The following is a 10,467-nucleotide window of genomic DNA, read 5'->3' as shown; positions in this document are numbered from 1 at the left end:
CCCGGGCGCGCGGGGCCGGGGCCCCCCGGGGGGGGGGTTCGGCGGGGGGGGGGGGGCCGCCCCGGCGGGCTCGCTTCGCTCGTTGACTGTTTCCGACTCATGCTCGGTCGTTACACCGGCCGCACCGCCGCGCGCGGCCGGGCCTCCTCGAGGGCGGTGCTCGCCGCGCCCGGGAGCGCGGCCCGCGCGACCGCCTGCGCGTAGACGTGCAGCACCCGGGCGGCGACGCGGCTCCAGCAGAGCGCGTCCGCGCGCGCCCGACCGCGCAGGGCGAGCTTCGCGCGCAGGTCGCGATCCACCGCGGCGCGCCAGAGCGCCACCGCGAGCGCGCCGGGATCCCCGGGCGGCGTGAGCAGCGCGGCGCCGCGCGCCGCCTCCGCGTAGCCGGGCAGGTCGCTCGCGACCACCGGGCAGCCCGCGGCCATCGCCTCGACGAGCACCATCCCGAAGCTCTCGCCCCCGAGCGACGGCGCGCAGAACACGTCCGCCCGCGCGTAGGCCTCGGCGAGCGCGGCGTCCTCGAGGCGCCCGCGGAACCTCACGCCGAGGTGCGCGGCGCGCGCGCGGAACCGCTCCGTCGCGCCGGCGCCGACGACGTCCACCTCGACGCCGCGCCCCTGCGCGCGGAGCAGCGCCACCGCGTCGAGGAGGACGGAGAAGCCCTTCCGCGGCTCGGCGAAGCGCCCCACGAACAACACGCGGACCGCCCCGCCCGCGGGCTCGTCCGCCGGACGCGGGGGCCGGGCCGCCGAGGCGGCGGCGAAGCGCGAGAGGTCCACGCCGTTCGGGATCACCGCGGTGCGGCCGCGGTAGATGGTGCGCGAGAACGCCTTGGCCGCCCGGGACACGGCGATCCCCGCGTCGATGCGCGAGAGGCCCGCCGAGGCGACCGCGCGGAGCGCACGCTGCAGCGGCAGCTCGCGCTCGGCGTTGGCGTGGAACGTCGCCACCACGGGGACGCGCGCCAGGCGAAGGGCGTGCCGTCCGGGCCCGGGGACGATGGGCTCGTGCACGTGGAGGAGCTCGAAGCGGCCGGCCTCCAGGTACGCGCGGGTCGCGCTCGCCGACTGGAGCAGGCCGATCCGGGCCACCGAGCCGTTCGCCGGCACCGGGACCACGCCCGGCACGCCGTCGCAGCCGTCCGGCACCGCCCCGCTCGCGGGTCCGAGGACGCGCACCTCGTGCCCCTCGCCGCCGATGGCGCGGGCGAGCGCCTGCGCGTGCCGGTTCACGCCGCCTTCGTGCGAGAGGTCGTACGGCGTGACGATGCAGATGCGCACGGGGGGACACCCGGAGCTTTTGCGCGCAGCGGCCGCCGTGCCGAGGTGGCCCCGCCGCCCGCGAAGGCGGGCGGGGCCCACTCTAGCAGGAGGGGCGGCCGCGCGCGGCTACCCGACCTTGCTCTGCGACGCCGCCGCGACGGCCTGCGCGTAGCGGCGGAGCTGGGCGTGCAGGTTCGTCTGCTGCTGGAAGAGGTCGTGCACCTGCGAGTGACCGGGGGCCACGACGGGGCTCTTGAAGAAGAACGAGAGCCACTCCTGCGCGCCCTTCTCACCCGCGCGCTGGCCGAGGTCGGCGAGGAGCGCGAGGTCGAGGACGATGGGCGCCGCGAGGATCGAGTCGCGGCACTGGAAGTTCACCTTGATCTGCATGGGGTAGCCGAGCCACCCCACGATGTCGATCGCGTCCCAGCCTTCCTTGTTGTCGCCGCGCGGCGGGTAGTAGTGGATCGTGACCTTGTGATCCATGTCCCCGTAGAGCTCGGGGTGGCGGCGCGGGTCGAGGATCTGGTCGAGCACGCCGAGCTTCGAGACCTCCTTCGTCTTGAAGCTCGCGGCGTCGTCGAGCACCTCGCCGTCGCGGTTGCCGAGGATGTTCGTGGAGAACCACCCGTCGAGGCCGAGGAGCCGCGCCCGGAGCATCGGCGCGATCGTCGTCTTCATCAGGGTCTGGCCAGTCTTGAAGTCCTTGCCGCCCGTGACGACGCCCTCGCGCTCGGCGAGCTCCTGGAGCGCGGGGGTGTCCTGCGAGAGGTTCGGCGCGCCGTTCATGAACGGGATGCCGCACTTGAGCGCGGCGTACGCGTAGATCATCGACGGCGCGATGGTCGGATCGCTCTTGTCGAGCGCCGCCTCGAACGCCTTCAAGGACAGGTGGGCGGCGCCGACCTGCGCGTAGACCTCGGTGGAGCCGGTCCACACCATCACGCCGCGCGCGCAGCCGTTCTTCTGCATGAAGCCGCGGATGTCGGCTTGGAGCTCCTCCGCCTTCTGGCGCAGCGAGCCCTTCTTCACGTTCGGCCCGTCGAGCCGGCGGACCCACTCCTTGTCGAACACCGCCGGCATGGGCTTCACCGCCTCGAGCTCGGCGCGGATCGGGTCGAGGTGCTCGTGGCCGAGCACCTTCGCGCGGCTCGCCGCGGCGTACGCGTCGTCGGGGATGGGATCCCAGCCGCCGAACACGAGGTCGTCGAGGCTCGCGAGCGGGAGCACGTCGGAGACGCGCGGACCGACCTCGCCCCGCTCGTCGATCAGGTGGCCGAGCTGCGTCAGCGAGCCGATCGGGGAAGCGAGCTTCCGCCGCACGGCGATCGCGCCGGCGACAGCGGTCGTCGCCACGGCACCCATGCCGGGCAGAAGGACGGCGAGCTTCTCGCCTTTCCGCACGGGCCTAACCCCCAAACCGGTCTTCATGTGTGGTTCCTCGTAGGCTGACCGCCTGCTCCTGCACCAGGAAGGGGCACGGCCGACGGTTGAGCGCGGTTTCTATCGCATGGTGCGCCGCGGCGGAAGGGGCCGAGTGGTCGTGCACCCGCTCCCCGGCATGTCGGGGTCGCGCCTGCTCGGCCGCGTTCGGGGGAGCCGGTGCGAGTGGGATGGGTTCGGCGTGCGAGGAGCGCGCGCGAACGCGCACCGCGAACGCGCCGCGCGGCGAGGAGCCGGCGCCGCTACCCGCCCGCCGCCGGCGCGCGCGGCACGATCCGTACCGAGGGTGCCTTCACACGCGCGACGACCGCGCGGCCGGGGACGAGCGCGAGCGCGTCGGCCGAGCGGCGCGTGACGAGCGCGACGAGGCGCGCTCCGCAGTCCACCGCCACGCGCACGAGGGGGCCCTCCTCGAGGCGCGCGACGACCACCCCGGGCAACCGGTTCTGCGCGGACGAGCCGTGCGGCGCCGCGTCCTCGAGCACCACGTCCTCCGCGCGCACGCAGGCGTAGGCCTCGCCCTCGAGCCCGCCCGGATCGACGCCGACGAGCACCACCGCGCCGGCGAGCACGGTCGCGAGACCGCCCTCACGCGCGGCGATGCGCCCCGGGAGCACGTTCTCCGTGCCGACGATGCGCGCGACCTCCACGTCGGCGGGCGCGCTGAACACCTCGTGCACCGGCCCGACCTGGCGCACGCCGCCCTGCGCCAGCACCACCATGCGGTCGCCGAGCGCGAGCGCCTCGGTGCGATCGTGCGTGACCACGATGGCGGGTACGCCAGAGGACTCGAGGAGCGCGCGCAGCTCGCCGCGCAGCCGCTCGCGGGTGGGCGCGTCCAGGGCGGAGAGCGGCTCGTCGAGGAGCAGGAGCCGCGGCCGCGGCGCGAGGGCGCGCGCGAGCGCGGCGCGCTGGCGCTGCCCGCCGGAGAGCGCGGCGGGCCGGCGGTCGAGCAGCTCCGCGATCCCCATCCGCTGCGCGACCTCCCGCACGCGCGCGGCGCGCTCGGCGCGCGGCGTCGCCGAGAGCCCGAAGGCGACGTTCCCCGCCACGGTGAGGTGCGGGAACAGCGCGTGGTCCTGGAAGAGGAGCCCGACGCCGCGGCGCTGCGGCGGCACGAAGGCGCCGGTCGCCGCGTCCGCCCAGGTCTCGCCCGCCATGCGGATCTCGCCCGCGTCCGGCCGATCGAGGCCGGCGAGGAGGCGGAGGACGGTCGTCTTGCCCGAGCCGGAGGGGCCGAAGAGCACGGTGACGAGCCCGCCTTGGAGCGGGAGCTCCACCCGGGCGCGGACGACCGGGCCGGCCGCGAAGCGGCGCTCGACGTCGAGGCTCAGCGTGCGTCCCATCGCGGGAACCTCCGCTGCTGGAGCGCGTGGACGGCGACGAGGACCAGGAACGAGGCGGCGAGGAGGAAGGCCGCGGTGCGGTTCGCGGCGGCGTAGTCGAGCGCCTCGACCTGCTCGAAGAGCGCGATGGAGAGCGTGCGCGTCTCGCCCGGCACGTTCCCGCCCACCATCAGCACGACGCCGAACTCGCCGAGGGTGTGCGCGAAGGCGAGCACGGCGCCGGCGAGCACGCCGTGCCAGGCGAGCGGGAGCGTCACGCGGAAGAAGGTTGCGAGCGGAGAGGCTCCCAGCGTGTGCGCCGCCTCGACGAGGCGCCGGTCGACGCCCGAGAGCGCGGCGGCGAACGGCTGCACGGCGAAGGGCAGGCTGTAGAGGACCGAGGCGACGAGCAGCCCCGCAAACGAGAACGGGAAGGGGTGGCCGAGGAGCGCCTCGAAGCCGCGCCCGGCGGCGGTCCGCGGCGCGAGCCCGACGAGCAGGTAGAAGCCGAGCACCGTCGGTGGCAGCACGATCGGCAGCGCCACCACCGCCTCGACCGCGAAGCGCAGGCGCGAGCGCGTGGTCGCGAGCCAGTGCGCGAGCGGGAGCCCGAGCAGGACCAGCGCGAGCGTGGTGAGCGTCGCGAGCCAGAGCGAGAGCCTGAGCGCCTGGAGATCCATGCTCAGGGGAGCGCGTAGCCGTGGCGGGCGAGGATGCGCCGGCCCTCGGCGCCCCGCACGAAGGCGAGGAGGTCGCGGGCGAGCGCGGGGGCGTGCGCGGCTCCGAGCACGACGGCGGACTGCTCGATGGGCGCGGAGAGCGCGTCCGGCACCGGGACGCTCCGGCCGGCGGCGGCGAGCTCCGGAGCGCTCGCGAGCGAGCGCGGCAGGAGCGCCGCGTCCGCGGCGCCCGTCATGGCGAACTGGGCGGCCTGCGCGACGCTCGTCCCCAGCACGAGCTTCGGCCTCACTGCGTCGAGCACGCCCGCGGCCCGGAGCGCCGCCTCCGCCGCCCGCCCGTAGGGCGCGAGGGCCGGGTTCGCGAGCGCCACCTTGCGGACGGCGGGATCCGCGAGCGCGGCGAGGCCGCGCCGCTCGAGGTCGAGGCGCGAGCGTGCGGGGACCCACACCGCGAGCCGGCCGATGGCGTAGACGACCTCGCCCTGCGCGAGCCCCGCCTGCACGAGCTTCCGCGGGTACTCGCGGTCCGCGGAGAAGAACAGGTCGAGCGGGGCGCCGCTCCGGATCTGGGCGAAGAACGCCCCCGAGGCGCCGTAGGTCACCCGCACCGTCGCCTCCGGCCGGCTCGCCTGGAACGCCTGCACGACTTCGTCGAGCGCCGGCTTCAGGTTCGCGGCGGCCGCGACGGCGAGCGGCTGGCGCTCTGCGACGGCCCGGGCGGGGCCAGCCAGCACCGCCACGAGGAGCATCAGGTAACGCATTCGGAGAACATGGTAGCATGTTGTTCCTCGTGGCGAACTCGCTCCTCACCACCGAAGAGGTCGCGCAGCTCCTCCGCGTCCACCCGAAGCAGGTCTACAGGCTCCTCAAGCGGGGCCTGCCAGCCCGCCGGGTGGGGGCGGAGTGGCGTTTCGAGCGGGACGACGTCCTCGGCTGGGCGGCTCGCACGGGCGCGCGGGCGACAGGCTCCGAGGGTTCGGGCCCGAGGGGCGCTGGCGCGACCCCGCTCGCGCCGCCGCTCGTCGCCGCGAACGGCGACGTCGCGGTCGAGCTCCTCCTGCGCCTCGCGCGCGACCGCGGCGAGCCGGTGCTCGGGCTCGTCCCCGCCGACATGGGCGAGGGGCTCGCGCTCCTCCGCCGGCGGGCCGTGCTCGCCGCCGGGGCCCACGCCGGTGCGTTCCCGCCGGAGCTCGACGGCGAGCGGCTCGCGCGCGTGCACCTCGTCTCCCGCGAGGTCGGGCTCGTCGCGCGCGCAGGCCGCGAGGTGCCTCCCCTCTCCGCGCTCTCCGGGCTCCGGCTCGTCTCGCGCCCACCCACCGCCGGCGTGCGCGCCCACCTCGACGCGGCGCTCGCGGAGGCCGGGTTGGACCCCTCCGCCGCGCACGCCGGCGCGATCCTCCTCGCCTCGCACGCCGAGGTCGCCGCGGCGGTCGCCGCGGGCCGGGCCGACGTCGGCCTCGCCTCGGCAGCCTGGGCCGCGCGGCTCGGGCTCGCGTTCCGCCCGCTCGCCCGCGAGCCGTACGGCCTGCTCGTGCGCGCGAGCGACCTCGGCGATCCGCGCGTGGTGCGGCTGTGCGAGGTGGCCCAGTCGGCGGCGTTCGCGCTCGCGGCGCGAGAGGTCCCGGGCTACGACGCCGCGGGGGCGGGCGACATCCGCTACGACGCGGCGTGATGGCGGCGCTGCCAGCGCGGGCGGATCCCTCCCGCTGCGCTCGCGCCCCCGGCCCATCGGGCGCGCGCTCGCCCGTCCGGCGGGGAACCTCGCACGGGCGACCCGGAAGGCCCCTGCGCGCCGCCGCCGCGGCGCTCATCGACCACCGCATCGGAGGACGCCATGGCGACCCCTGCGCGAGCCCTCGAGCGCCACCGCATCCCGGCGGCCTCGGACACTCGGAGCACGCTCCGCGCGCTCGAGGTGCTGCTCGCGCCGCTCGGCCCCCGCGACTTCGCCGTCCGCCTCTGGACCGGCGAGACACTCCCCCCCGCCGCGGGGCTCGAGGCGCGCTTCGTCCTCGTGCTCACGCACCCCGCCTCGCTCCTGCGGATGTTCTGGCCGCCGGGCGAGCTCACGCTGGCCGAGTCGTTCGTCCGCGGCGACTGGGACGTCGAGGGCGACCTCGTCCACGCGATCTCGCTGCGGGACCGGCTGCGCGTCGGCCCGCGCGAGCTCCTCGCCCTCGCGCCGCTCGCGACCGCGCTCTTCCGCCGCGCCTCGGCCGCGCCGCTCGCGCGCGCGGCGCACCTCCGCGGCGGGAAGCACACGCCGCATCGCGACGCCGAGGCGGTGCGCCACCACTACGAGGCCGGCAACGACTTCTACGCGCTGTGGCTGGACGCGCGGATGGTTTACTCGTGCGCCTACTTCGAGGAGCCCACCCGCTCGCTCGACGAGGCGCAGGAGGCGAAGCTCGAGCTCGTCTGCAGGAAGCTCCGCCTCGCGCCCGGGGATCGCCTCCTCGACATCGGCTGCGGCTGGGGTGGGCTCGTCACCTGGGCGGCCGAGCGCCACGGCGTCTCGGCGCTGGGGATCACGCTCAGCCCGGCCCAGGCGGCGCTCGCGCGCGAGCGGATCGCCGCGCGCGGTCTCGGCGACCGCTGCCGCGTGGAGGTGGCCGACTACCGCGCGCTCTCCGGCGAGCGCTTCGACAAGCTGGTGAGCGTCGGGATGGTCGAGCACGTCGGCGTCGCGCGCCTCGAGACGTACTTCCGCCAGGCGTTCGGGCTCCTCCGCCCGGGCGGCCTGTTCCTGAACCACGGCATCTCGCCCGCGGTGCCGCGCGATCACGGGCTGCGCTCGAGGCTCCTCCGCGTGGGCGGGTTCGTGCAGAAGTACGTCTTCCCCGACGGTGAGCTGCCGTTCCTGCACGAGACCGCGGCCGCGGCGGTCGCGGCGGGGCTCGAGCTCCGCGACGTGGAGTCGCTGCGCGAGCACTACGCGCTCACGCTGCGCCACTGGATCTCGCGCCTGGAGCGCCGCAGCGAGGAGGCCCAGCGCCTCGTGGGCCCCGCGGCGTACCGTATCTGGCGTCTGTACATGGCGGGCGCCGCGGACGACTTCGACCGCGCGCAGAACACGGTGTTCCAGGCGCTCTACGTGAAGCCGTCCCGCGGGGCGAGCGGGCTGCCGCTCACGCGCACCCTCGCCGCGGCGCCTCCGCAGGCGGGCGCGGGCCGCTGATCCGCCGGGCCGCGGGCCTCGCGGAGAACGGAGCCGCCGGAGCGCCCTCCGTGCGGGCAGGCGCCGCGTGATGCCGCGCGCGGTCCGCGTCGCTACCTGTGCAGGAGGCCATGGCGGAACGCGTCTTCCACCTCCTCGTCGTGTCGGCGGTCGTGATGGGCCTCGCCCAGACGATCGCGAAGGAGAAGGTGTTCGAGCCCCTCCGCAACGCGCTCGGCGGAAAGGAGACGTGGCTCGGCTACCTCGTCTCGTGCCCGTACTGCGTGTCCCACTGGATCGCCTTCGTGCTCGTTCCGCTCACCAGCGCGATCTACGTCCGCGTGACGCCGCGCTGGGGTCTCGCCTCCACGATCCTCGACGTGTTCCTCTCGTCCGTCCTCGTGGTGGTGATCGCCGCGTTCATGCGCGTCGCCTTCTGGTTCGTGGACGAGAGCCAGGGGCTCGTGCGTCGCCAGCAGCGGACGGAGGAGGCGGCGACGCGGCTCGTGCGCGAGCGGGCCGAGGCCTTGCGCGAGGGAGGCGACGATTCGCCGCGCCGCCAGGCGGAGGATGCGGCGGACGAGCGATCGGCCGCTTCGCGACGTCACTGAGCACCTGGGAGCGCACGCCCGGTGGTGCGCTGCGCCGGCCCACGGCAGCGTGGCTGCAGCCGCAAGTGTAGGCGGTTGCCCGATGCCTGAGGGGTGTCGATCATTCTCGTGCGAGGGGAACCGGGGGGGACCAGTGAGGCAGGTGGGCGCGAGAACGTGCCCGTCGCCCTCACGGGCTGGAGGGCGGTGAGGCCGGAAGGCCCACCGCCCTTCACTTTTCTTCACGTCGAGGACGTGCGTTCGCAACCGCGCCGGGGGATGCTCCGCCACCATGAGCTTGCCGTTCCCCCGCTTCACTGAGAGCACGCGGCCGCGAGCGGCCGGGACGAGCCTCCCCGCTGGCCCGGCTGCGCGGGCGCGGTCCCGCCGTCACGCCGAGGGTCGCTCCGTCTCCCTGTTCTTTTGACAGCCGGGCGGGGCTGCGTGAAATACGCCCCGCACCGGCTACGTAAGGGCCCGCACGCACCCCTCGCCATGACCACGACCGAGCTCCTCCAGGACGGATCCGTCGTCGCTCGCGCGCTCACCTCCCCGGCGGCCGGCATCGCCGAGGTGGCCGAGCGGCGCCGCTCGCTCACCGCCCTGGGCGTCGCCACCCTGGCCTCGCTCGTCCTCGCCGCGGTGCTGCTCCCCCGCCTCGACTACGCCGCGGCCGCCGAGCGGGGCGCGCGCGGCCCCGAGGCGCAGGAGATGACGCAGTTCCAGCGCGAGGAGGCGGTCGCGACCGCGCGCAAGCTCGGGCACATCGCGGGCTGGGCCGGCGCGGCGCTCTCGCCGGCGCTCCTCGCCCTCGGCGCCGCGGCGGGCCTGTTCGCGGGCTTCCGCGTCGCGGGGACCCGCCCCGGCTTCAAGGAGACGTTCGCGGTCGCCTCGCACGGGATGCTGCCCGTGTGGCTCGGCGGCCTCTTCGCGATCCCCGCCGCGGTGGCCCGGGCGCCCCTCGCTCCGGAGGAGGTGCCGCGGCTCTTGCCCTCGAGCCTGGCGGCCCTCGCGTCGGGGGCAGCGCCGCCGCTCGCGGCCGCGCTCTCCGCCGTCGACCTCTTCGCGCTCTGGGCGGTCGTGCTCGTCGCGACCGGCATGGCGCGCGCCGCCGGCGCCTCGCGGGCCCGCGCCTTCACCGTCACCATCGTCCTCTACGCCGCCTACGTCGCCCTGCTGAAGGTCGTCCCTGCCGCCGCCTTCGGCGGCCCGAGAGGAGGCTGAGCCGCCTTGGCCCGTCCCATCGCCGCAGCGCTCGCGCTCGCGCTCGCCGTCCCCGCGGCCGCCGAGAGCGCCCTCACGCTCGACGACGCGCTCGCGCTCGCGGCACGCGCGAACCCCGAGCTCGCCATCTCCCGCGCCGACGCGGACCTCGCCCGCGCCGAGCGCACCGCGAGCGTCGCCGGCGCGCTGCCGCGACTCGACCTCTCCTCGTCGGTCGGCCACAGCTTCATCGGCCGCTCCTCCGAGGCGGGCGCCATCTACGACCCCAGCACCGGCCAGGTGGTACAGACCGGTCTCGCCTCCGACACCGAGGCCTACTCGCTCGGGCTCCAGCTCACCCAGCCCGTGTTCGACTGGGCGACCCTGAACGACGTGCGCCGCTCCGGCTTCAGCCGGAGCGCCGCCGAGCGGCAGTACGACGAGGCCGCGCTCGCCACCGCCTTCGACGTCACGCGCCGCTTCTACGAGGTGGTCCGCGCAGAGCGGAGCCTCGCCGTGCTCGAGAACACCGCCGCCCGCTCGAAGGACCTCGTCGATCGCTCCGACGCGCTCTACGCCGCGGGGCGCGCGCCGAAGAGCGACACCTACAGCGCGCGCGTGAACCTCGGGAACGACCTCATCAACGTGGAGCGCCAGCGCGCCCTCGTGGCGCAGGCGCGCTCCGCGCTCGCGCAGGTGCTCGGCGAGGAGGCGCTCCTGGCGCGCGTCGTGCCGCCCGCGACGCTCGATCCCGCGGCCGGCGCCCCCGGCGCGCCGCCGCCCGCCGAGGCGGTGCTCGCCGCGGCC

The 10,467-nt window shown here is 76.0% G+C and carries 10 protein-coding genes; 5 read left to right on the top strand and 5 right to left on the bottom strand.

The genetic code is table 11. The features are described from left to right. Window positions 1-110: 110 nt before the first annotated feature. The 5 genes from MNY60_RS24400 to modA all read right to left on the bottom strand — a co-directional run bounded on the left by MNY60_RS24400 (window position 111) and on the right by modA (window position 5,471). Entirely contained in the window at window positions 111-1,280 is a 1,170-nt protein-coding gene (locus tag MNY60_RS24400) for a glycosyltransferase family 4 protein (RefSeq protein WP_242361587.1), read from the bottom strand. 108 nt (window positions 1,281-1,388) lie between these two features. Then, window positions 1,389-2,693, bottom strand: a complete 1,305-nt coding sequence (locus MNY60_RS20050; protein ID WP_242340042.1) for an inositol-3-phosphate synthase — start codon at window positions 2,691-2,693, stop codon at window positions 1,389-1,391. 254 nt (window positions 2,694-2,947) lie between these two features. Continuing rightward, window positions 2,948-4,051: an ABC transporter ATP-binding protein gene (locus MNY60_RS20045; RefSeq protein WP_242361585.1), complete on the bottom strand. Its 1,104-nt coding sequence runs from the start codon at window positions 4,049-4,051 to the stop codon at window positions 2,948-2,950. Beyond that, window positions 4,036-4,710: a molybdate ABC transporter permease subunit gene (modB, locus tag MNY60_RS20040; protein ID WP_242340044.1), complete on the bottom strand. Its 675-nt coding sequence runs from the start codon at window positions 4,708-4,710 to the stop codon at window positions 4,036-4,038. Before modB ends, MNY60_RS20045 begins: the two co-directional genes overlap by 16 nt. 2 nt (window positions 4,711-4,712) lie before the next feature. After that, window positions 4,713-5,471, bottom strand: a complete 759-nt coding sequence (modA, locus tag MNY60_RS20035) for a molybdate ABC transporter substrate-binding protein (RefSeq protein WP_242361582.1) — start codon at window positions 5,469-5,471, stop codon at window positions 4,713-4,715. A 17-nt stretch (window positions 5,472-5,488) separates the two neighbouring features. Between modA and MNY60_RS20030 the strand changes: the two genes are divergently transcribed. The 5 genes from MNY60_RS20030 to MNY60_RS20010 form a co-directional block, all read left to right on the top strand. Beyond that, on the top strand, window positions 5,489-6,382 hold the full coding sequence (locus MNY60_RS20030) for a helix-turn-helix transcriptional regulator (RefSeq protein WP_242361581.1): 894 nt from the start codon (window positions 5,489-5,491) through the stop codon (window positions 6,380-6,382). A gap of 162 nt (window positions 6,383-6,544) precedes the next feature. Continuing rightward, window positions 6,545-7,888 (top strand): cyclopropane-fatty-acyl-phospholipid synthase family protein, encoded by a 1,344-nt coding sequence (locus MNY60_RS20025; RefSeq protein ID WP_242356422.1) that lies wholly within the window; start codon window positions 6,545-6,547, stop codon window positions 7,886-7,888. A 110-nt stretch (window positions 7,889-7,998) separates the two neighbouring features. After that, on the top strand, window positions 7,999-8,478 hold the full coding sequence (locus MNY60_RS20020) for a DUF1360 domain-containing protein (protein ID WP_242361579.1): 480 nt from the start codon (window positions 7,999-8,001) through the stop codon (window positions 8,476-8,478). Between the two features lie 474 nt (window positions 8,479-8,952). After that, on the top strand, window positions 8,953-9,681 hold the full coding sequence (locus MNY60_RS20015; protein WP_242340049.1) for a YIP1 family protein: 729 nt from the start codon (window positions 8,953-8,955) through the stop codon (window positions 9,679-9,681). Window positions 9,682-9,687: 6 nt separating this feature from the next. Then, the coding region (locus tag MNY60_RS20010; protein WP_242361577.1) for a TolC family protein at window positions 9,688-10,467 on the top strand (780 nt) is incomplete at its 3' end.

Source organism: Anaeromyxobacter sp. SG17 (genome assembly GCF_022690695.1).
Lineage (GTDB): Bacteria > Myxococcota > Myxococcia > Myxococcales > Anaeromyxobacteraceae > Anaeromyxobacter > Anaeromyxobacter soli.
Note: the sequence above shows the minus strand (reverse complement) of the source record. Positions and strands in the feature narration are given on the sequence as shown.